We start from the raw sequence: 20,663 nt of genomic DNA on the forward strand, positions 1-20,663 counted from the left end.
CAAAAAGTGCTCTTATCTGTGAATTCGGAGTTGAGGCGATGAAACGAGGCTTTACCAACTCGTAATATTGCGTTAACAGGCCCACAAGGCCCCGATCGTGAAGGAGAAGAGTATGTTCAGGTCACTGATTTTAGCAGCGGTATTAATGGCTTCTGCCCCGCTGGTCGCCAATGCTGGCGAGATCACCCTGTTGCCATCAGTAAAATTACAAATTGGCGATCGTGATGACTACGGCAGATACTGGGACGGTGGCTACTGGCGCGACCGTGATTACTGGAACCGTCATTATGAATGGCGTGGCGACCGCTGGCGCAAGCATGATAATGGTCGGCATCGCGGCTGGTATAAAAACAACGCCTATGAGCGTGGCTATCGTGAAGGCTGGAACGATCGCGATGACCGTCGTGGCGGCTGGGGTGGACACGGTGGTAAACATGGTCACGGTGGTCACGGCCATCGTCACTAACGTAAAAAGGAGCCTTTTGGCTCCTTTTTTTGTTTTAAAGACCCAGCGCAGTTCCGACTAACAACCACAGATTCAGCGCCACCACCACGACTACAATCGCCCACCCGGTCCTTTTCACCAGCGTCGAGTTCACGAGATCGCCCATCAGTGTTTTATCGCTGGTAAAAATCAACAATGGCACCAGCGCAAGGGCAATACCAAAACTCAGCAGGACCTGGCTCATTACCAAAATGCGGGTAGGATCCAGCCCCATCAGAATTACAATAAACGACGGCAGCATGGTGACGGCGCGACGCACCCACAGCGGAATATGAAAACGCACGAATCCCTGCATCACCACTTGTCCCGCCAGCGTACCTACCACCGTGGAAGAGAGGCCAGCAGCCACCAGGCTCAGCCCAAATATCGTTGCTGCGGCATGGCTCAGTAACGGTTCCAGCGTCAGATAAGCCTGATCGAGATCGGCAATCCCCGTGTGACCATTAAAGTGGAAAGCGGCAGCAGCGGTCGCCATCATCGCCAGATTCACAAAACCGGCAATCGTCATGGCAAACGCGACATCCCATTTTGTCGCGGAATAGCGTTCCTTACGGGTGCCACCGTGCAGATGTTGTGTCAGGGAGGAGTGCAGATAAATCACATGCGGCATAATGGTCGCCCCGAGGACGCCAGCAGCCAGGAATACCGCTTCGGAGGTGGGCAGACTTGGGATCACCATCCCTTTACTCAGCTGCACCAGATTCGGCTGGGAGAAGATCAGCTCCACAATATAGGCTGCAGCAACAAACAGCAGCAGACCACCGATGACTTTTTCCAGCGGCTTCTGTCCTCGGCGCTGCAGCATCAGAATAAGGAAAGTCGCAATCCCGGTCAGCACTGCCCCCTGCAACAATGACACGCCGAGGATTAGTTTAAATCCAATCGCAGCCCCTATGAATTCGGCAAGGTCGGTTGCCATGGCGATAATTTCAGCCTGGACCCAGTACAGCCAAACCGCCGGACGCGGGTAATGGTCGCGGATCTGCTCTGCCAGGTTTTTGCTCGTGGCAATACCGAGCTTCGCTGAGAGCATCTGGATCAGCATGGCCATCAGGTTAGCCCAGACGACCACCCACAGCAATGTGTAGCCGAAGCTGGCTCCGGCCTGAATGTTGGTCGCAAAATTACCCGGATCGATATAGCCAATGGCAGCAATGAACGCAGGTCCCATTAATGCGAACCGCAACTTGCGCGCTGCTCTGCCACTGCTACCCTCTACGCGACTGTTTGTCATTTCTGCCTCTGAAATATAGCCTTTGCTATGTTTAATGCTATCAAAATGAGAATGATTATCAAGATCATTTGTAAGGTTTGTAATGATTTCTCTGATAGCTTTTGACGATAGATGGGCAGGTGAGATGCGGGTGCTCTAAATGGAACAGAGTTAGCGCACACTTTTGTGAAGCCTAGCACACAAACTTAACTTTTCACTCATTTACCTAACATAACAAAAATGTATTGTTGATCACTATTTTTGAGACTCGTCACAGGATGTAACTATAGTGTGTTCTTGATCTCGTTTTCTTTTCGCTTGTTACATAGAATGTGCACGAAAATTAAACCTGCCTCATATTTGGAGCAAATATGGACCGCGTCCTTCATTTTGTCCTGGCACTCGTTGTCGTTACTGCACTCGCATTGCTGGTCAGCACAGACCGCAAAAATATTCGTATTCGCTATGTTGTCCAACTGCTGGTCATTGAAGTATTACTTGCGTGGTTCTTCCTGAACTCAAACGTGGGCCTCGGCTTCGTGAAAGGCTTCTCCGAGATGTTCGAAAAACTGCTCGGGTTTGCTAACGAAGGGACTAACTTCGTCTTTGGCAGCATGAACGATCAAGGTCTGGCCTTCTTCTTCCTGAAGGTGCTGTGCCCTATCGTCTTCATCTCTGCACTGATTGGTATTCTGCAACACATCCGCGTTCTGCCGGTGGTTATCCGCGCGATTGGCTTCCTGCTGTCCAAAGTGAACGGCATGGGCAAACTGGAATCCTTTAACGCCGTGAGCTCACTGATCCTCGGTCAGTCTGAGAACTTCATCGCGTACAAAGATATTCTGGGCAAAATGTCCCGCAACCGCATGTACACCATGGCGGCAACCGCAATGTCTACCGTATCCATGTCTATCGTGGGCGCATACATGACCATGCTGGAGCCAAAATACGTGGTGGCGGCGCTGGTCCTGAACATGTTCAGCACCTTTATTGTGCTGTCGCTGATCAACCCTTACCGTGTTGATGCCAGCGAAGAGAACATCCAGATGTCAAACCTGCATGAAGGGCAGAGCTTCTTCGAAATGCTGGGTGAATACATTCTGGCAGGCTTCAAGGTCGCCATTATTGTTGCCGCTATGCTGATTGGTTTTATCGCGCTGATCGCCGCCCTGAACGCCCTGTTCGCAGCGGTGCTCGGTATCTCCTTCCAGGGCATCCTGGGCTACATCTTCTATCCAATCGCATGGGTGATGGGTGTTCCGGCTCATGAAGCACTGCAGGTTGGCAGCATCATGGCAACCAAACTGGTTTCTAACGAGTTCGTGGCAATGATGGATCTGCAGAAAATTGCCAGCACGCTCTCTCCACGTGCGGAAGGCATTCTGTCCGTGTTCCTGGTTTCCTTCGCAAACTTCTCTTCCATCGGTATTATCGCCGGTGCGATTAAAGGCCTGAACGAAGAGCAGGGTAACGTGGTTTCTCGCTTCGGCCTGAAGCTGGTGTACGGTTCTACGCTGGTGAGCGTACTGTCTGCCTCTATCGCAGCGCTGGTACTCTAACTCGCAGAGTGAAAAAAAACCGGGAGTATGAAAGCTCCCGGTTTTTTTACGCCCGTAATTCGGCAAGCGGTCTGGGTTTACCTAACAGGTAGCCCTGCAGATAATCGACACCAAGGTGCAGCAACATATCCCGCTGCGCCGGGGTTTCCACATATTCCGCAACCACGCAGAGCGATTTTGTTTTCGCCAGATTACATATCGACTGCACAATCATCGCATCCATGTTGTCGCTGCAAATATCTTTTACGAAACAACCATCAATCTTGATGATGTCGGCCTGCAGGCGCTTCAGACGCTCAAAGTTGGCATAGCCTGTTCCAAAGTCGTCAATAGCAATACGGAACCCATGATCCCTCAGCTGCTGGATATTGTTAATGCTACTGCCCGAATTGGAGAAAGCCTGTTCTTCGGTAATCTCGATGACCACAGCCTGGGGCGGGACGGTATAGCGAGCGAAGAGCGCGATAATCTCCGTGGCGACCTCTTTTTGCATCAAGGTCATCGGCATCAAATTGACGGAGAAACGGGTGCCAGCATGTGTGGCGGGATTATCCCGCAGCCAGACCAGTAACTTCTCAACCACATTCAGATCAAAGCGATGGCTCAGGTTAAACTGGGCAATCAGCGGAATAAAGCGATCGGGGGTGATCATCTCTCCCTCGCTCTCCAGGCGCGAGAGGATTTCGTAATATCCTTTCCCCTCGGCATTCTGAATCGACTGGGCATACAGCTGGAGCCCGTCAGCATCAAGCGCACGTTTAATACGCCCTAACATCAGCACCCTGTCGGTGGTTTGCCCGGAGACGTCCTCAATGCTGTTCGTCAGAGCAAGCACGTTATGCGCAGCACATGACTGCTCCGCCAACCAGCTAAGCTGCCCAAGCGTATGGTGCAGGTTCTCACCATCTTCAACCTCACCCCAGGACGCCCCAAACTCTATATCCAGCCCAGTGTTGTTCCAGTAAATCTTGCGGCTATTCAGTTGGTCGACCATATGTTGCAGGCGCTCTGACGTTCCCGGCCCCAGCAATACCAACACCAGCTCACTGCCGGGCAACTGGAAAAGCTGCTCATCTTTTTGCAGTAAGGGCTGGAGCGACGCGGTAATCATCCGCTTGCAGTGAACCCGCATCAGAATGCCGTAGTGGCGGCTAAGAAACTCCAGATTATCCATTCGCAGACAACACACCTTGGCGTCAGGGTGGATCAGGAGAAAGTCATCCAGCGCGCGAATGTTAGGCAAACCGGTCAACGGATCGGTTAACGCCCTGTCCTGCCAGCCCTTCTTCATCCATTCGCTTCGCCGGTAAATCCGCGACATATAAAGCAAACAGATGGCGAAAGAGATGAGTACAGACAGGATAAAGGAGAGCGAGTGACCCGACTCCACCCCGTTCAAAAAGTTGTCGTTGTAGGTCAGTAGCAGGAGTGCGGATGCCGCCCAGAGCAATGACATAAGCGCATAACTTAAACAGCTGATGCCCAACGTAAAAAGAATAAAAATAATGGGCACAAGATATCCTGCAATTATAGGTGACTCTAGCGGTGCACATAAAATTGCCATGAGGGCGATCAGAAGCATTAGCCAGACAAATATAAACAATGATTTCTTGTGAAAAAACACCGGTTTCACGCTCCGCAGCCAGAAGGTTCTGGCGTAGCGAGGATTAATAATCATTCTTAATGGATAATAGAACATCATGGTGAAAATCAACGCCGCGCAGATCAGGCTTTGAATATCCACAACGCTGTAAATAAGGGTGCCTTCACCGAAGTAAGTGGAGATTGTTACCGGGAAATCGAATAAATAGCCTGCCAGATACATTGATATTTTGATACCTATCGGCACCATAAAACCCAGCCAGAAAATACGGATCCCGATGTATTTATTAGGCACGCTGTGGCGCCAGCGCCTGCCCAGCACAAGACGGATAATGCCACACGCAGCGAAAACTGAAAAAGTCTGACAAAACAGCAAAACTGCATATTGTAGCGGTGCTAAATCAACAACAAATATATTAGTAATAGTAAAACCTAACAGAACGGGAATAATTGCCCGGCGGCCAAACAACAAAATAACGGCCAGCATAACGCTTAAGGGTAGCCATGCTAAATAGACGTCATGCCCGTTAACAATAGCGCGCGGGGAGATATAACGGGAAAATGGCACCGCAATCAGGCATAGCGCGAGGGCAATCATAAATATTTTTACGTTATTGTAAGTTTTTCTATTCATTCAGTCAGGGAATCTATTTTACCATCATATCATTGACCGGATGGATAATAGGTTTATTAATTGCTCGAATCAAGTTCAAGTCTATTTATAGACTCGTTTATTGATTTGAATTGAGGTGAGGTATAGAAAAAGCGTTTTATCGCAACAAAAGCAGTATAAATATTTTACAAAGGCATAAAAAAACCCCCGTCTTGCGACGAGGGTTCAAATTTTGGTGGAGCTAAGCGGGATCGAACCGCTGACCTCTTGCATGCCATGCAAGCGCTCTCCCAGCTGAGCTATAGCCCCACATGTTACTTTACTTACCGCACTCTGTTGGGTTCAGAGTTTGGTGGAGCTAAGCGGGATCGAACCGCTGACCTCCTGCATGCCATGCAGGCGCTCTCCCAGCTGAGCTATAGCCCCGTCGTAAAGCTGTCATGTTGACGGGCGGCATAATATGAATTCCGCCGCTGAGTGTCAACGGCAAAATCAGTCCCCACCTTTCAATCGCTGAAAAATCATGCAAATGAATCACTTTGCGAGCTTGCTCGCAGTCAGGAGTTAAGCCTGTCACGTTTTCGCGTAAAACGGTGCTATAAGATGAACCACTAATTAACCCTACGAACACTCAGGAAATTGCATGATCAAGGAACGAATGACGCCAGAAGAGTTAGCCGTGCTCACTGGCTATAGCCGTCAGACCATCAATAAATGGGTACGTAAAGAAGGTTGGATTACATCGCCAAAACCAGGCGTTCAGGGTGGTAAGGCGCGTCTGGTGCATGTGAATGAAAAGGTACGGGAGTTTATCCGCAGTGCCCGCAGGGCGTCTGAGACGCCTGAAATGCCAGACAGCGCTGGCTACGAGGGTTCACTTCATACTTTACTTCTGACACTGGCAAATGAAATGACGCCGGATGAGCAAAAGCAGCTGACATCGCTGTTACTGCGGGAAGGGATTACCGGATTGTTGCAACGTTTAGGGATTCGCGATCAGAACTAATATGAAAAGATTACGCAGCAAAATGACCACGGATGAACTGGCTGACTGTCTGGGCGTCGCCAGGCAAACCGTTAACCGCTGGATACGCCAGAAGGGATGGAAGACGGAGGGTGTTAACGGCGTAAAAGGTGGAAGAGCAAGACTGATCCATGTCGATGCGCGAGTGAAGGAACATATTATTAGCCTTCCTGCCATCCGTCACCGGCAGGCGATTTACCAGGTGGCCGAAACGCCCTCTCTTTATGGGATACCGTCATCGTCTACCCTGCTCCCACAAATCATCGACTCGCTGGAGAACATGACGCAGGTTGAACAGGAACGTCTTCTCGTATTGCTGAAGCGCGAAGGCGTAAAAGGATTTCTTTCACGTCTCGGTATTGCTGAATAGCAGACAAAAAAAACGGCAGGTTCCCCTGCCGTTTGATTCACTGGCGATTGATTACTGCTGGCATTCACGCTCAGCAATAAAACCCAGTGCCTTATTGATACGCGCCACGCTACGAGACTTACCAATAGCATGCACGGTAACGTCCAGCGCTGGAGACTGTCCTGCACCGGTCACGGCGACGCGCAGCGGCATCCCCACTTTGCCCATACCGACCTCAAGCTCATCTGCGGTTGCCTGAATCGCGTGATGCACATTCTCCGCGGTCCATTCCGTGATTGCGGCGATTTTGTCACGCACCACTTCCAGCGGCTGGCGGGCAACCGGACGCAGGTGTTTCTTCGCCGCGTCAGCATCAAACTCTTCGAATTCTTCGTAGAAGTAACGGCAGCTTTCGGCGATCTCTTTCAGCGTTTTGCAACGCTCACCGAGCAGTTTCACCAGTTCGGCCAGTTCAGGACCGGTACGGGTATCGATATTCGCCTGCTCAATGTGCCACTGCAGATACGTCGCGACATATTCTGGCTGCATGGTATTGATGTAATGATGGTTCAGCCACAGCAGCTTATCGGTATTGAATGCGCTCGCTGATTTGCTCACAGAGTTCAGAGAGAACAGTTCGATCATCTCTTCGCGACTGAAGATCTCCTGGTCACCGTGGGCCCAGCCCAGACGCACCAGATAGTTCAGCAGTGCTTCCGGCAGATAACCGTCGTCGCGATACTGCATCACGCTTACGGCACCATGACGTTTAGACAGTTTTTTACCGTCGTCACCGTTGATCATGGACACGTGTGCATACACCGGCACGGGCGCATTCAGCGCCTTCAGGATGTTGATTTGACGTGGCGTGTTGTTGATATGGTCTTCACCACGAACAACGTGGGTGATCTCCATATCCCAGTCGTCTACCACCACACAGAAGTTGTAGGTTGGTGAGCCGTCGGTACGGCGAATGATCAGATCGTCCAGCTCCTGGTTGCTGAATTCAATCGGGCCACGGATCTGGTCATCAAAGATGACAGAACCCTCTTGCGGGTTAGCAAAACGCACCACGCAAGGCTCATCAGCCGCATGCTCGCTATGGTCGTGGCGGCAACGACCGTCATAACGCGGCTTGTCACCGTTCGCCATCTGCTCTTCACGCAAGGCATCCAGACGCTCTTTGGAGCAGTAGCACTTATACGCCGTGCCCGCGACCAGCATTTCATCAATGACAGCGTTATAGCGGTCAAAACGTTTGGTCTGGAAATACGGGCCTTCATCCCATTCCAGATTCAGCCAGTTCATACCATCCATAATGGCTTCGATTGCTTCCGGCGTGGAGCGCTCAAGATCGGTGTCTTCTATACGCAGCACGAACTCACCTTTGTTGTGGCGTGCAAAAAGCCAGGAATAAAGAGCGGTACGTGCACCACCGACGTGCAGATAGCCTGTCGGGCTCGGCGCGAAGCGAGTTTTGATTTTCATGAAATGGCCTTACGTTATAAAGATGCCGGCAATCGGCAAATCCTGGGGAAAAAACTATGGGCAATATTCTATCACTGTGCGGCGATTCCTCAATGTTGTTCCCTGAATCGGGCCTGAGTTTACTGTTTTTGTTTAGAAATCATGCGCCATCGCCCGTTTCGCGATCGTTTTGTCTAATTTTACGACGAACGAATAAAAACTTTAGAAAATGCGTTGACTCATTTTCAACTCTCCCTATAATGCGACTCCACACAGCGGGGGTGATTAGCTCAGTTGGTAGAGCATCTCCTTTACACGGAGGGGGTCGGCGGTTCGAGCCCGTCATCACCCACCATCTACTTTAAGTAGGCTCGCAGTGTAGATAAGAATTGAGATTGGGCGATTAGCTCAGTTGGTAGAGCATCTCCTTTACACGGAGGGGGTCGGCGGTTCGAGCCCGTCATCGCCCACCATTCTCACCTTATCGCAGCAGTTCCGAAATGGGCGATTAGCTCAGTTGGTAGAGCATCTCCTTTACACGGAGGGGGTCGGCGGTTCGAGCCCGTCATCGCCCACCATTTCGGGTCGTTAGCTCAGTTGGTAGAGCAGTTGACTTTTAATCAATTGGTCGCAGGTTCGAATCCTGCACGACCCACCAATGTAAAAAAGCGCCCTAAAGGCGCTTTTTTGCTATCTGCGATTTAATCAATTCGAACCTGCCAGATATGGCAGTTTTGCTCAAGCTAATCCTTTCCTTGCCGATACCTCTGTTTTATGGCGAAAAGGATCTCATTATGACAACCCTCAATGCAGTTTCTCTGTCGGCGATGGAAATCGGCAGTGCTGATAACAGTTCTGGTAGCAATGACATTGCCTCCCAGATCAATCGGCTGATGAAACAGATAACAAAAGCCACTCAGCAACTCAAAGAAGTGGCACTGAGTGATGCAACAACAGAAGAAAAACAAAAGCAGCAGGAGTTACTCGAATCTCAGTTGACTATGCTGCAGGCACAGCTGGCGCAATTGCAGCGCCAGCAGGCAGAAGAAGAGATGCCAAAACAGGAAAACAGTCAGTCAGTGGCGGAAGGCGTCAACAACCCTTCCGCTGAGCACAAGATTGATATCTATATCTGATCGTTAAACAGGGGATCGCGCGTGCGGGCTTCCATTAAGCGCTGAGCCTGCATGCGCACCACGTCCCAGCAGGCGTGAGCCGCCCCTGAGAGAGAACGGTTTTTACGTCGAACCAGCATCAGCTGGCGTTGAACGCAGGGCGTAAAACGCCTCACCGTTAAGCGACTTCCCTGCGGCAACGGCAGCGCAAGCGCCGGTAGTACGCTTATCCCAATCCCGGCTTCGACCATGGGGAACAGCGTGGCCGGGTGCCCTATCTCCTGCACAATGGTTGCCTTCACACCTTGAGCGACAAGCGCGGCATCAATCAACGGGCGGCTTCCTGAAGCATAATCCTGTAGCACCAGATTTGCCCCTTGCAACGCCTGCCATGTCACGTGCGGCAGCGATGCCAGCGCGTCATCATCGCGACAAAGCAACAAAAAGGGTTCTGAGAGCACCGCTTCACATTCCAGGTCGCTTACCGCACCAGGGTCAATAACAATGCCGAAATCCACATCCCCCTGACGGATACTCTCCAGCACCCACTGCTGCGGCCTGTCATGCAAAACAAAATCAATATCCGGATAGCGATGATTACTTTCGGCAATACACTGAGGAATAAGATGCGCAGAAATGGTCTGACTCGCCGCCACCCTCACCGTGCCGGAAAGCTGTTGTCCGAGTCGCCCCACATCCCTGAGCGTGCTGTTCAGTTCGTCCAGCACCCTCTCCAGACGCGTCGCCAGCTGCTGCCCCGCTTCGGTAAGCACCACCTCACGCGTCGTTCGGTCAAGCAGTTTCACTCCCGTCTGCGTTTCCAGCTCCTTAACGCTATGGCTGACAGCCGACTGGCTCAGGCCGATCATCTCCCCCGCCCGGCTAAAACTGCGGGCCTGCGCCACGGTGACAAAAACACGAAGCTGACGTAATGAATAATTCATCTGTTTAATTCATGAATGGATGCAATAAATCAATTTTATTTCTCAAACGGAAGAAAGCACAATAGCGACATCTGCTTTCAGGAGTGATTATGAAACTTTTTCGTATCCTTGATCCGTTCACGCTTACCCTGGTGGTGACCGTTTTATTGGCCTCGTTTTTCCCGGCTCGCGGCGGTTTCGTCCCCTTCTTTGAAGGGCTGACCACGGCGGCCATCGCCCTGCTGTTCTTTATGCATGGCGCCAAACTCTCCCGCGAGGCCATCATTGCAGGCGGCGGACACTGGCGACTGCATCTGTGGGTGATGTGCAGTACCTTTATCCTCTTCCCTGTGCTGGGCGTACTGTTTGCCTGGTGGGCTCCGGTGAATGTCGATCCAGCCCTGTATACCGGATTCCTGTATCTGTGCATTCTCCCCGCGACCGTGCAGTCTGCCATCGCCTTTACCTCGCTGGCAGGCGGCAACGTGGCGGCGGCAGTTTGTTCAGCATCTGCCTCCAGTCTGTTAGGGATTTTCGTCTCGCCGCTGCTGGTGGGCCTGCTGATGAACATGCACGGTGCAGAGGGCAACCTGGAGCAGGTCGGAAGAATTTGTCTGCAGTTGCTGCTGCCGTTTGTGCTTGGGCATCTTTCCCGACCGTGGACCGGCGCGTTTGTGGCGAAGCATAAAAAATGGATTTCAAAAACCGACCAGACGTCGATTCTGCTGGTGGTTTACTCCGCCTTCAGTGAAGCGGTGGTAAATGGCATCTGGCATAAGGTTGGCGCAGGTTCACTGCTGTTTATCGTGGTCGTCAGCATTATCCTGCTGGCGATAGTGATTGCGGTGAATGTGTTTGTGGCGCGCAAATGCGGCTTTAATAAAGCGGATGAAATCACGATTGTCTTCTGCGGCTCGAAAAAGAGCCTGGCGAACGGCATCCCGATGGCGAACATTCTGTTCCCGACCTCGGTGATTGGGATGATGGTGCTGCCGCTGATGATTTTCCACCAAATCCAGCTGATGGTCTGTGCGGTGCTGGCGCGTCGTTACAAACGCCAGACCGAAAAGCTGGCGCAGGAAGAGACCCGCGCCGCTAAGGCTTAAGGACGTTTCAGGGGCTGAACCAGCTGGGTCAGCCCCTCGGTTTTAATCAGTAACGTGATAGCCATCAGCTCACCCAGTCGCCCGGCCGGGAATTCATCCTTACGGGCAAACCACAGCAGATACTCTTCCGGCAAATCGATCAGCCTGCGGCCCTTGTATTTACCGAACGGCATCTCCGTATTGGCGATCTCAACGAGCTGCTCTTTCTCCACGTTACTCTCCTAACAGGCGCATCATTTCGGCTTCGTCGATAACGTCAATGCCAAGCTCCTGGGCTTTCGCCAGCTTCGAACCGGCCGCTTCCCCGGCGATCACCAGGTCGGTTTTCTTCGATACGCTGCCTGCCACTTTGGCCCCCTGCGCCATCAGACGCGCTTTAGCGTCGTCGCGGGAAAGCTGGCTCAGGCTGCCGGTCAGCACCACGGTTTTACCGGCAAACGGACTGTCGATCTCTTCTGCATTGACCACTACCGGCGCGGGCCATTTGATGCCCTCTTCCAGCAGTTTGCCGATGACCTCACGGTTGCTCTCTTCAGCAAAGAAGTTAAAGACGTGCGTGGCGACCACAATGCCGACATCCGGTACTTTTTGCAGCTCGTCGATACTTGCCTTTTCCAGCGCCTCCAGCGTACCAAAGTACGCCGCCAGCCCTGCCGCTGTCGCTTCGCCGACTTCACGAATGCCCAGCGCGTACAGGAAGCGGGCGAAAGTGGTCTCTTTCGCCGCTTCCAGCGCGTTAACGACATTCTGCGCTGACTTCGGCCCCATGCGATCCAGGCCGGTCAGTTTACCCGCGGTCAGTTTGAACAGATCCGCTGGCGTGTGGACGTACTCTTTCTCAACCAGCTGATCGATAATTTTATCGCCCATGCCGTCGACGTCCATCGCCCGACGAGAGACGAAGTGCTTCAGTGACTCTTTACGCTGCGCGCCACAAATTAAGCCGCCCGTACAGCGCGCCACCGCTTCACCTTCCACACGCTCAACGTCCGAGCCGCACACCGGGCAGTGGGTCGGGAAGACGATCTCGCGCGTTTCGGCAGGGCGTTCTGACTCCACGACGTTAACCACCTGCGGGATCACATCGCCCGCGCGGCGGATCACCACTTTGTCCCCAATGCGCAGGCCCAGGCGTTCGATTTCATCGGCGTTATGCAGCGTGGCGTTACTCACCAGCACACCAGCAACATGTACCGGCTCCAGACGCGCAACGGGAGTAATTGCCCCCGTACGGCCGACCTGGAACTCTACGTCACGAACGAAGGTCATCTGCTCCTGAGCAGGAAATTTAAACGCCACCGCCCAGCGCGGCGCGCGCGCCACAAAGCCCAGCTGTTCCTGCAGCGCCAGTGAATTGACCTTGATGACAACGCCATCAATATCAAAGCCGAGCGTTGGGCGATCCTCTTCCACTTTGTGGTAGAACGCCAGGACCTCCTCCGGAGAGTCGCAGAGCTGAACGCGGTTACTGACCGGCAGACCCCACGCCTTAAACTGCAGCAGGCGTCCGAGGTGCGTATCCGGCAGCTCGCCGCCCTCAAGAATACCGACACCGTAGCAGAAGAAAGTAAGCGGTCGCTTCGCGGTGATACGCGGGTCAAGCTGGCGCAGAGAGCCTGCCGCAGCATTACGTGGGTTAGCAAACACCTTCCCGCCGGTGCGGCGTGCCTCTTCGTTTATTTTCTCAAAGCCCGCCTGAGGCAGGAACACTTCACCGCGCACTTCCAGACGCGCAGGAATATTCTCGCCGTGCAGCTTGAGCGGGATCGCACGGATGGTACGCACATTGGTGGTGATGTCTTCGCCCGTCGTACCGTCACCACGCGTCGCGGCACGCACCAGCACGCCGTTTTCATAAAGAATGCTGACCGCCAGACCGTCCAGCTTCAGCTCGCAGCACCAGCTCAGCGAATCACTGCTTTTCAGACGATCCTGGACGCGCTTGTTAAACGCCAGGAAACTCTCTTCATCAAAGACGTTATCCAGGGACAGCATCGGGACTTCGTGGCGTACCTGACTGAAAGCACCCAGCGGTTCCGCTCCGACGCGCTGCGTCGGAGAGTCCGGCGTAATCAGTTCCGGATGCTGCGCCTCCAGCTCGCGCAGCTCGCGCATCAGGCGGTCATACTCCGCATCCGGAACTTCCGGCGCGTCCATAACATGATAGAGGTATTCATGATGGCGAAGCGTGGTTCGCAGTTCAGTGAGTTGTTGTTCGATTGAGTCCATATCACACCATCAATGAGAAAAAACCCCCGACAGGCGGGGGTTGAGGAGGAGTTGAAGTAAACGCGACGATTACGCGTTGGCTTCCTTAACTTCGCGGATGCGGTCCTGATACTCGCGCAATTTCTGCGGGGTCATCATTCGACGCTGATCGTCGAGCACCACACCACCCACTTCGTCGGCAATGTGCTGAGCGGACTGCAGCATCAGCTTGAAGTTTTGCAGCTCGTCACCGTAGGACGGAACCTGCATAAAGATCGTCACACCCGGCGTCACGAAATCACCGGTCATTTCCGGGTCAAAGGTACCTGGGTTGACCATATTTGCCAGACTGAACAGCGCCGGGCCGCTCCCGTCAGGGCTCAGGTGACGATGGAAAATATTCATGTCGCCAAATTTGAAACCTGCCTGCTCAATGCTGTTGAGCAGCACGTCACCATTAAGGTGGCTACCATGATGGGCGCCAACGTTCATGATGATTACCGCTTCTTTGCGCTGCGGTTTTTCGACAACCGGCTCCGGCTCTACAACGGGCTCTGGCTCAACGTGTGGCGCGGGAGCTGGCTGAGGCGCAGGCTGCACGTGGACAGGCTGCTGCTGCGGTTGCTGAATCGGCTGCACTGGCTGCTGTACAGGTTGTTGCACAGGCTGTTGAGGCACAGGTTGCGGCGCTGCGGGCTGCTGATGAACCGGCTGTTGCGGCGGCTGACGCACCGGCTCTTCCACAGGCTGCGGCGCTGACTGGCGCGGCTGTGCGGAAGCATACGGCGGTTGATACTGGTGCTGCGATGGACGAGGCGCTTCTTGCTCCCCATGTCCTGCGCCGGGCGCAGTATTGACCCGATGAACTCGAACTTCACCCACGCCGTCGTCGTCGCTACCGTCGATGTCGTCTTCAACATCATCGTCATCACGACTGGACTTCATGCGCTTCAGTGGGCGATCGCGAAACATAGAAGAACGCTCTTTACGGCTGGTCCAGAAACCATGTACCAGTAAAGCGATTATGGCGATCGCGCCAACAATGATTAATATCAGACGCAAATCCTGCATCATTATATTCTCTGTTGTTCTAACACCTTGCCACCACGGCAAACATTTACTCACTAAGAGTATTTGCCGTTTAACTCAAGTGCAAGTGTATGCAGAGCATTCACAGCATAAAGATGCGCTAAAACGTGCTTTTTGCTGTTTTTTCGAACATTTCCGAACTGGTCATTGGTCCGTAACTGGATAATATAGGCGGGCAATTCCACTGGTTGTGTAAAAAGGAGTACAGCCTGGTTATGGTTTCAACATCTTCTTCATCCTCGCGCAGCGGCGTCTGGTATTTTTCTCAGGGCTGGAAACTGGTCTCTCTACCGGGTATTCGCCGCTTCGTCATATTGCCCCTGCTCATCAACATTGTGCTGATGGGCGGCGCGTTCTGGTGGCTGTTCACAAAGCTCGAGAGCTGGATCCCGTCGCTGATGAGTTACGTGCCGGACTGGCTGCAGTGGCTTAACTACCTTCTCTGGCCGGTGGCGGTGATCTCCGTGCTGCTGGTGTTTGGCTATTTCTTCTCGACAATTGCGAACTGGATAGCCGCACCGTTTAACGGCCTGCTGGCAGAACAACTCGAAGCACGGCTCACCGGTGCGACACCGCCGGATACGGGCGTAGTGGGGATCATGAAAGACCTCCCGCGCATCATGAAACGCGAATGGCAGAAATTTGCCTGGTACCTGCCCCGCGCGATTGTGTTGCTTATTCTGTATTTCGTGCCCGGTATCGGCCAGACGGTAGCGCCCGTGCTGTGGTTCCTGTTCAGCGCCTGGATGCTGGCTATTCAGTACTGCGACTACCCGTTCGATAACCATAAGGTGCCGTTTAAAGAGATGCGCACCGCCCTGCGCACGCGGAAAGTGACCAATATGCAGTTTGGCGCGCTGACCAGCCTGTTCACCATGATCCCGTTCCTGAATCTGTTCATCATGCCCGTCGCCGTTTGCGGCGCGACGGCAATGTGGGTGGACTGCTACCGTGCTAAGCACGCGTTATGGAAATAATGCAAAAATGTGTAAAGCAGGGGTGGCTTATGCCGCCCCTTATTCCATACTGATCCCCATTATTTCCTTGCAGTATATAGATATGCGAATTCCTTACTTCCCCCTACCTGTTCAACAGGTATGCTGGGTCGGTATCCCAATTTCATACAGTTAAGGACAGGCCATGAGTAAGATTTATGAAGACAACTCGCTGACTATCGGTCACACGCCCCTGGTTCGACTGAACCGTATCGGTAATGGACGCATTCTGGCGAAGGTCGAATCACGTAACCCAAGCTTCAGCGTTAAATGCCGCATTGGTGCAAACATGATTTGGGATGCGGAAAAACGTGGTGTGCTGAAACCCGGCGTAGAGTTGGTTGAGCCGACCAGCGGCAACACCGGTATCGCTCTGGCCTATGTGGCTGCGGCGCGTGGCTACAAGCTGACGCTCACCATGCCTGAAACCATGAGTATTGAACGTCGCAAGCTGCTGAAAGCGCTGGGCGCAAACCTGGTTCTGACTGAAGGCGCGAAAGGCATGAAAGGTGCCATTCAGAAGGCCGAAGAGATTGTGGCCAGCGATCCGGCAAAATATCTGCTGCTGCAGCAGTTCAGCAACCCGGCTAACCCGGAAATCCACGAGAAAACGACCGGTCCGGAAATCTGGGAAGATACGGACGGTCAGGTTGACGTGTTTATCTCCGGCGTCGGTACCGGCGGTACGCTAACCGGCGTGTCCCGCTATATTAAAGGCACGAAAGGTAAAAAAGACCTGATTACCGTTGCCGTTGAACCAACTGACTCACCGGTTATCACTCAGGCTCTGGCAGGTGAAGAGCTGAAACCAGGCCCGCATAAAATTCAGGGTATCGGCGCAGGCTTCATTCCAGGCAACCTGGATCTGAAGTTGATTGATAAAGTCGTGACCATTACCAACGAAGAAGCGATCTCAACCGCACGTCGTTTGATGGATGAAGAAGGCATTCTGGCGGGGATCTCTTCCGGTGCTGCCGTTGCGGCCGCACTCAAACTTCAGGAAGATGAGACCTTTACCAATAAGAATATTGTGGTTATCCTTCCTTCTTCGGGTGAGCGTTACTTGAGCACTGCACTGTTTGCCGATCTCTTCACTGAGAAAGAACTGCAACAGTGATGCCAGCATGTTAAAAACGCGTAAAAAAGCACCTTTCCAGGTGCTTTTTTGTGGCCTGCTTCAAAGTTTTACCCCTCCTGGCATTGCTTCACCCCGTTGTGTCTGGTATTTAAACCAGCAATTATTTTGAAGCGTGAAATTAATCAGTGAACGAAATAGCCTTGCTGAATCGATTTTATGATTTGGTTCAAGTCTTGCTTTCGCTGCATAATGTTTAATGACGCTTGAAACGTCAGCGCTAACAATACAGGCTAAAGTTAAGCCGCCAGGCTAGACTTTAGTTCCACAACACTAAACCTATAAGTTGGGGAAATACAATGTTCCAGCAAGAAGTTACCATTACCGCTCCGAACGGTCTGCACACCCGCCCTGCTGCTCAGTTTGTTAAAGAAGCGAAAGGCTTCACTTCTGAAATCACTGTAACTTCCAACGGCAAAAGCGCTAGCGCAAAAAGCCTGTTCAAACTGCAGACTCTGGGCCTGACTCAGGGCACCGTTGTCACCATCTCTGCGGAAGGTGAAGACGAGCAGAAAGCAGTTGAGCATCTGGTTAAACTGATGGCTGAGCTCGAGTAAGTTAACGGGTTCTTTTCAATATCAGTCACAAGTAAGGTAGGGTTATGATTTCAGGCATTTTAGCATCCCCGGGTATCGCTTTCGGCAAAGCACTGCTGCTGAAAGAAGACGAAATCGTCATTGACCGGAAAAAAATTTCTGCCGACAAGGTTGATCAGGAAGTTGAACGTTTTCTGAGCGGTCGTGCCAAGGCATCTGCGCAACTGGAAGCGATCAAAACTAAAGCTGGCGAAACTTTCGGTGAAGAAAAAGAAGCCATCTTCGAAGGGCACATCATGCTGCTCGAAGATGAGGAGCTGGAGCAGGAAATCATAGCCCTGATTAAAGATAAAGGCATGACGGCCGACGCGGCTGCGCATGAAGTTATCGAAGGTCAGGCAACTGCCCTGGAAGAACTGGATGATGAATACCTGAAAGAACGTGCGGCTGACGTACGTGACATCGGTAAGCGCCTGCTGCGCAACATCCTGGGTCTGGCCATTATCGATCTGAGCGCGATTCAGGATGAAGTGATCCTGGTTGCCGCCGACCTGACCCCGTCCGAAACCGCACAGCTGAACCTGAACAAGGTGCTGGGTTTCATCACTGATGCAGGTGGCCGTACCTCCCACACCTCTATCATGGCGCGTTCTCTGGAACTGCCTGCCATCGTGGGTACCGGTAGCGTCACTGCTCAGGTGAAAAACGACGACTATCTGATTCTGGATGCCGTAAACAACCAGGTTTACGTCAACCCAACTAACGAAGAGATCGAGCAGCTGCGCGCCGTTCAGGAGCAGGTTGCAACCGAGAAAGCGGAACTCGCTAAACTGAAAGACCTGCCAGCCATTACGCTGGACGGCCATCAGGTAGAAGTGTGCGCGAACATCGGTACCGTACGCGACGTTGAAGGCGCTGAGCGCAACGGTGCGGAAGGTGTAGGTCTGTATCGTACTGAATTCCTGTTCATGGACCGTGACGCGCTGCCAACTGAAGAAGAACAGTTCGCTGCGTACAAAGCCGTGGCTGAAGCCTGTGGCTCTCAGGCGGTTATCGTCCGTACCATGGACATCGGTGGCGACAAAGAGCTGCCGTACATGAACTTCCCGAAAGAAGAGAACCCGTTCCTGGGCTGGCGCGCAGTGCGTATCGCCATGGATCGTAAAGAGATCCTGCGTGACCAGGTTCGCGCGATTCTGCGTGCATCCGCTTTCGGTAAACTGCGTATCATGTTCCCGATGATCATCTCTGTTGAAGAAGTGCGTGCACTGAAGAAAGAGATCGAAATCTACAAACAGGAACTGCGCGACGAAGGTAAAGCGTTTGACGAGTCAATCGAAGTGGGTGTGATGGTGGAAACACCAGCAGCCGCAACAATTGCGCGTCATTTAGCCAAAGAAGTTGATTTCTTTAGTATCGGCACCAATGATTTAACGCAGTACACCCTGGCAGTTGACCGTGGTAATGATATGATTTCACATCTCTACCAGCCAATGTCACCGTCCGTACTGACGCTTATTAAGCAAGTAATTGATGCTTCTCATGCAGAAGGTAAATGGACTGGCATGTGTGGTGAGCTTGCAGGCGACGAACGTGCTACACTTCTGTTGCTGGGTATGGGTCTGGACGAATTCTCTATGAGCGCCATTTCCATCCCGCGCATTAAGAAGATTATCCGTAACACGAACTTCGAAGATGCGAAGGTGTTAGCAGAGCAGGCTCTTGCTCAACCGACAACGGACGAGTTAATGACGCTGGTTAACAAGTTCATTGAAGAAAAAACAATCTGCTAATCCACGAGATGCGGCCCAATTTACTGCTTAGGAGAAGATCATGGGTTTGTTCGATAAACTGAAATCTCTGGTTTCTGATGATAAGAAAGACTCCGGAACTATTGAGATTGTTGCTCCGCTCTCCGGCGAGATCGTCAACATCGAAGACGTGCCGGATGTAGTGTTTGCTGAGAAAATCGTTGGTGATGGCATTGCTATCAAACCAACTGGCAACAAAATGGTTGCTCCAGTTGACGGCACCATCGGTAAAATTTTTGAAACCAACCATGCGTTCTCTATCGAATCTGATAGCGGTATCGAACTGTTCGTTCACTTCGGTATCGACACCGTTGAACTGAAAGGCGAAGGCTTCAAGCGTATCGCAGAAGAAGGCCAGCGCGTTAAAGTTGGCGACCCGGTGATTGAATTCGATCTGCCACTGCTGGAAGAAAAAGCGAAGTCTACCCTGACTCCGGTTGTTATCTCCAACATGGACGAAATCAAAGAACTGATCAAACTGTCCGGCAGCGTGACCGTGGGCGAAACCCCGGTTATCCGCATCAAGAAGTAATTCTTGCCGCACAAAGAAATGGCGCCTTCGGGCGCCATTTTTGTTTATGCGGGGAGAATAAGCTCGTCGTAACCTTTCGACTGGGTATAAACCATCACGTCCGTCACCCGATCCCCTGCTTTGCGAATCGCCTCAGCAATGGTTTTGCCTTCGACAATTCCGCTGACCAGCTCCGAACAGAACAGATCGCCCGTCCCTTTCAGATCGGTTTCGACACGAGGGTGCGCGCTCACGGTCACGCTTTCTTTACTCACCAGCACCACGTGGATATTTTCCGGGTCATCGGCCACCGGCGCACTGGTGATCGCAACCCATTTCAACGTATCTGAGAGCAACCCCTGTGCGGCGGCAATCGCGCTTTCAGGAGTACGGCACGGTTTGCCGCTTAACACTTCCAGCTCAAAGACGTTCGGCGTAATCCCCTGCGCCAGCGGCAGCAGATGCTCGCGATAGGCTTCAGGGATATCCGGTTTCACGTACATCCCGCTGTCGATATCGCCGATAACCGGGTCGACCAGCACCAGCAGATCGGGATGCTGCACTTTGATGGTCTTGAGCCACTGGGCCAACAGTTTTATCTGGCTGGCACTGCCCATATAGCCAGTGGTGACCGCCTTAAGCTCGCGCAGGATCTCGCGCTCGTTCAGGGCCTTAAGATAGCCGCTAAACCACTCGTCGGGGATCACCCCACCGTAGAAAGTGTCGTAGTGCGGCGTGTTGCTGAACAGCACCGTCGGCACGGCAGTCACGTTCAGCCGATGGGTACGAATATTTGGCACAGCGATACTGTTGCCCACGCTGCCGTATACCACCTGCGACTGCACCGCAACAATATCGGTTTGCTGCGCCCGGGTTTTATCCCGGAATAGAATCATCTCCAT

The 20,663-nt window shown here is 52.5% G+C and carries 19 protein-coding genes and 6 tRNA genes; 15 read left to right on the plus strand and 10 right to left on the minus strand.

All coding sequences use genetic code 11. The features are described from left to right. Positions 1–112 precede the first annotated feature (112 nt). Complete coding sequence (locus tag ACOQH0_RS16135; protein WP_148400472.1) at positions 113–466, plus strand: DUF2502 domain-containing protein; 354 nt, start codon at positions 113–115, stop codon at positions 464–466. Between the two features lie 34 nt (positions 467–500). Here the strand turns inward: ACOQH0_RS16135 and ACOQH0_RS16140 are convergent, their stop codons facing one another. Continuing rightward, entirely contained in the window at positions 501–1,739 is a 1,239-nt protein-coding gene (locus ACOQH0_RS16140; RefSeq protein ID WP_108416672.1) for an Nramp family divalent metal transporter, read from the minus strand. Between the two features lie 350 nt (positions 1,740–2,089). Here ACOQH0_RS16140 and nupC point away from each other — a divergent pair, with 350 nt between their 5' ends. After that, a complete protein-coding gene (gene nupC / locus ACOQH0_RS16145) occupies positions 2,090–3,277 on the plus strand; it encodes a nucleoside permease NupC (RefSeq protein WP_010433166.1) in 1,188 nt (395 codons plus the stop codon). 46 nt (positions 3,278–3,323) lie between these two features. On the opposite strand, the gene ACOQH0_RS16150 is transcribed toward nupC, so the two are convergent. The 3 genes from ACOQH0_RS16150 to ACOQH0_RS16160 form a co-directional block, all read right to left on the minus strand. Further along, positions 3,324–5,513, minus strand: coding sequence for an EAL domain-containing protein (locus ACOQH0_RS16150; RefSeq protein ID WP_421510808.1), 2,190 nt, complete (start codon positions 5,511–5,513; stop codon positions 3,324–3,326). A gap of 212 nt (positions 5,514–5,725) precedes the next feature. After that, positions 5,726–5,801 (minus strand) — tRNA-Ala (locus ACOQH0_RS16155). Between the two features lie 41 nt (positions 5,802–5,842). Next, positions 5,843–5,918 (minus strand) — tRNA-Ala (locus ACOQH0_RS16160). A 217-nt stretch (positions 5,919–6,135) separates the two neighbouring features. Between ACOQH0_RS16160 and ACOQH0_RS16165 the strand changes: the two genes are divergently transcribed. Together ACOQH0_RS16165 and ACOQH0_RS16170 are read left to right on the plus strand one after the other, a co-directional pair. Continuing rightward, entirely contained in the window at positions 6,136–6,498 is a 363-nt protein-coding gene (locus ACOQH0_RS16165; RefSeq protein ID WP_010426183.1) for a YfeC-like transcriptional regulator, read from the plus strand. Position 6,499: 1 nt separating this feature from the next. After that, positions 6,500–6,886, plus strand: a complete 387-nt coding sequence (locus ACOQH0_RS16170; protein ID WP_089597879.1) for a YfeC-like transcriptional regulator — start codon at positions 6,500–6,502, stop codon at positions 6,884–6,886. A gap of 51 nt (positions 6,887–6,937) precedes the next feature. Here ACOQH0_RS16170 and gltX read toward each other — a convergent pair whose 3' ends face one another. After that, positions 6,938–8,353 carry a glutamate--tRNA ligase gene (gene gltX, locus ACOQH0_RS16175; RefSeq protein ID WP_421510809.1) on the minus strand — a complete coding sequence of 472 codons (1,416 nt, stop codon included), beginning with the start codon at positions 8,351–8,353 and terminating at the stop codon, positions 6,938–6,940. Positions 8,354–8,611: 258 nt separating this feature from the next. On the opposite strand from gltX, the gene ACOQH0_RS16180 reads away from it, so the two are divergent. From ACOQH0_RS16180 to ACOQH0_RS16200, 5 genes are all read left to right on the plus strand, one after another. Next, positions 8,612–8,687, plus strand: a tRNA-Val gene (locus ACOQH0_RS16180). 42 nt (positions 8,688–8,729) lie between these two features. Further along, positions 8,730–8,805, plus strand: a tRNA-Val gene (locus ACOQH0_RS16185). Between the two features lie 29 nt (positions 8,806–8,834). Next, positions 8,835–8,910 (plus strand) — tRNA-Val (locus ACOQH0_RS16190). Positions 8,911–8,914: 4 nt separating this feature from the next. After that, positions 8,915–8,990: transfer RNA gene (locus tag ACOQH0_RS16195), tRNA-Lys, on the plus strand. 136 nt (positions 8,991–9,126) lie between these two features. Further along, on the plus strand, positions 9,127–9,468 hold the full coding sequence (locus ACOQH0_RS16200) for a FlxA-like family protein (protein WP_421510810.1): 342 nt from the start codon (positions 9,127–9,129) through the stop codon (positions 9,466–9,468). On the opposite strand, the gene ACOQH0_RS16205 is transcribed toward ACOQH0_RS16200, so the two are convergent. Then, a complete protein-coding gene (locus ACOQH0_RS16205) occupies positions 9,459–10,391 on the minus strand; it encodes a LysR family transcriptional regulator (protein ID WP_421510811.1) in 933 nt (310 codons plus the stop codon). The two genes, ACOQH0_RS16200 and ACOQH0_RS16205, sit on opposite strands and share 10 nt — an antisense overlap. A gap of 89 nt (positions 10,392–10,480) precedes the next feature. Between ACOQH0_RS16205 and ACOQH0_RS16210 the strand changes: the two genes are divergently transcribed. Continuing rightward, positions 10,481–11,476 (plus strand): bile acid:sodium symporter family protein, encoded by a 996-nt coding sequence (locus ACOQH0_RS16210; RefSeq protein WP_010433751.1) that lies wholly within the window; start codon positions 10,481–10,483, stop codon positions 11,474–11,476. Here ACOQH0_RS16210 and ACOQH0_RS16215 read toward each other — a convergent pair. The 3 genes from ACOQH0_RS16215 to zipA all read right to left on the minus strand — a co-directional run bounded on the left by ACOQH0_RS16215 (position 11,473) and on the right by zipA (position 14,758). Further along, positions 11,473–11,688: a DUF3820 family protein gene (locus ACOQH0_RS16215; RefSeq protein WP_003861328.1), complete on the minus strand. Its 216-nt coding sequence runs from the start codon at positions 11,686–11,688 to the stop codon at positions 11,473–11,475. The genes ACOQH0_RS16210 and ACOQH0_RS16215 overlap by 4 nt on opposite strands. Before the next feature lies 1 nt (position 11,689). Then, positions 11,690–13,705, minus strand: coding sequence for an NAD-dependent DNA ligase LigA (ligA, locus tag ACOQH0_RS16220; RefSeq protein ID WP_421510812.1), 2,016 nt, complete (start codon positions 13,703–13,705; stop codon positions 11,690–11,692). Between the two features lie 69 nt (positions 13,706–13,774). Continuing rightward, positions 13,775–14,758 carry a cell division protein ZipA gene (gene zipA / locus ACOQH0_RS16225; RefSeq protein ID WP_010433757.1) on the minus strand — a complete coding sequence of 328 codons (984 nt, stop codon included), beginning with the start codon at positions 14,756–14,758 and terminating at the stop codon, positions 13,775–13,777. A gap of 230 nt (positions 14,759–14,988) precedes the next feature. On the opposite strand from zipA, the gene cysZ reads away from it, so the two are divergent. The 5 genes from cysZ (at position 14,989) to crr (ending at position 19,782) form a co-directional block, all read left to right on the plus strand. Continuing rightward, positions 14,989–15,750, plus strand: a complete 762-nt coding sequence (cysZ, locus tag ACOQH0_RS16230; protein ID WP_420984531.1) for a sulfate transporter CysZ — start codon at positions 14,989–14,991, stop codon at positions 15,748–15,750. Positions 15,751–15,913: 163 nt separating this feature from the next. Then, positions 15,914–16,885 carry a cysteine synthase A gene (gene cysK, locus ACOQH0_RS16235; protein WP_010433759.1) on the plus strand — a complete coding sequence of 324 codons (972 nt, stop codon included), beginning with the start codon at positions 15,914–15,916 and terminating at the stop codon, positions 16,883–16,885. Between the two features lie 317 nt (positions 16,886–17,202). Next, the gene (ptsH, locus tag ACOQH0_RS16240; protein ID WP_000487600.1) at positions 17,203–17,460 is read left to right on the plus strand and encodes a phosphocarrier protein Hpr; all 258 of its coding nucleotides are present in this window, start codon (positions 17,203–17,205) and stop codon (positions 17,458–17,460) included. 44 nt (positions 17,461–17,504) lie between these two features. Then, on the plus strand, positions 17,505–19,232 hold the full coding sequence (ptsI, locus tag ACOQH0_RS16245) for a phosphoenolpyruvate-protein phosphotransferase PtsI (RefSeq protein WP_010433760.1): 1,728 nt from the start codon (positions 17,505–17,507) through the stop codon (positions 19,230–19,232). Positions 19,233–19,272: 40 nt separating this feature from the next. After that, positions 19,273–19,782, plus strand: a complete 510-nt coding sequence (crr, locus tag ACOQH0_RS16250; protein ID WP_003861316.1) for a PTS glucose transporter subunit IIA — start codon at positions 19,273–19,275, stop codon at positions 19,780–19,782. Positions 19,783–19,826: 44 nt separating this feature from the next. Here crr and pdxK read toward each other — a convergent pair whose 3' ends face one another. Then, a complete protein-coding gene (gene pdxK, locus ACOQH0_RS16255; protein ID WP_010433761.1) occupies positions 19,827–20,663 on the minus strand; it encodes a pyridoxine/pyridoxal/pyridoxamine kinase in 837 nt (278 codons plus the stop codon).

Source organism: Enterobacter sp. JS8-1 (assembly GCF_049187015.1).
Lineage (GTDB): Bacteria > Pseudomonadota > Gammaproteobacteria > Enterobacterales > Enterobacteriaceae > Enterobacter > Enterobacter mori.

Coding starts and splice junctions, on each gene's coding strand:
- ACOQH0_RS16135 (WP_148400472.1), top strand. CDS start 113: ATGTTCAGGTCACTGATTTTAGCAGCGGTATTAATGGCTTCTGCCCCG.
- ACOQH0_RS16140 (WP_108416672.1), bottom strand. CDS start 1,739: ATGACAAACAGTCGCGTAGAGGGTAGCAGTGGCAGAGCAGCGCGCAAG.
- nupC (WP_010433166.1), top strand. CDS start 2,090: ATGGACCGCGTCCTTCATTTTGTCCTGGCACTCGTTGTCGTTACTGCA.
- ACOQH0_RS16150 (WP_421510808.1), bottom strand. CDS start 5,513: ATGAATAGAAAAACTTACAATAACGTAAAAATATTTATGATTGCCCTC.
- ACOQH0_RS16165 (WP_010426183.1), top strand. CDS start 6,136: ATGATCAAGGAACGAATGACGCCAGAAGAGTTAGCCGTGCTCACTGGC.
- ACOQH0_RS16170 (WP_089597879.1), top strand. CDS start 6,500: ATGAAAAGATTACGCAGCAAAATGACCACGGATGAACTGGCTGACTGT.
- gltX (WP_421510809.1), bottom strand. CDS start 8,353: ATGAAAATCAAAACTCGCTTCGCGCCGAGCCCGACAGGCTATCTGCAC.
- ACOQH0_RS16200 (WP_421510810.1), top strand. CDS start 9,127: ATGACAACCCTCAATGCAGTTTCTCTGTCGGCGATGGAAATCGGCAGT.
- ACOQH0_RS16205 (WP_421510811.1), bottom strand. CDS start 10,391: ATGAATTATTCATTACGTCAGCTTCGTGTTTTTGTCACCGTGGCGCAG.
- ACOQH0_RS16210 (WP_010433751.1), top strand. CDS start 10,481: ATGAAACTTTTTCGTATCCTTGATCCGTTCACGCTTACCCTGGTGGTG.
- ligA (WP_421510812.1), bottom strand. CDS start 13,705: ATGGACTCAATCGAACAACAACTCACTGAACTGCGAACCACGCTTCGC.
- zipA (WP_010433757.1), bottom strand. CDS start 14,758: ATGATGCAGGATTTGCGTCTGATATTAATCATTGTTGGCGCGATCGCC.
- cysZ (WP_420984531.1), top strand. CDS start 14,989: ATGGTTTCAACATCTTCTTCATCCTCGCGCAGCGGCGTCTGGTATTTT.
- cysK (WP_010433759.1), top strand. CDS start 15,914: ATGAGTAAGATTTATGAAGACAACTCGCTGACTATCGGTCACACGCCC.
- ptsH (WP_000487600.1), top strand. CDS start 17,203: ATGTTCCAGCAAGAAGTTACCATTACCGCTCCGAACGGTCTGCACACC.
- ptsI (WP_010433760.1), top strand. CDS start 17,505: ATGATTTCAGGCATTTTAGCATCCCCGGGTATCGCTTTCGGCAAAGCA.
- crr (WP_003861316.1), top strand. CDS start 19,273: ATGGGTTTGTTCGATAAACTGAAATCTCTGGTTTCTGATGATAAGAAA.
- pdxK (WP_010433761.1), bottom strand. CDS start 20,663: ATGGAGATGATTCTATTCCGGGATAAAACCCGGGCGCAGCAAACCGAT.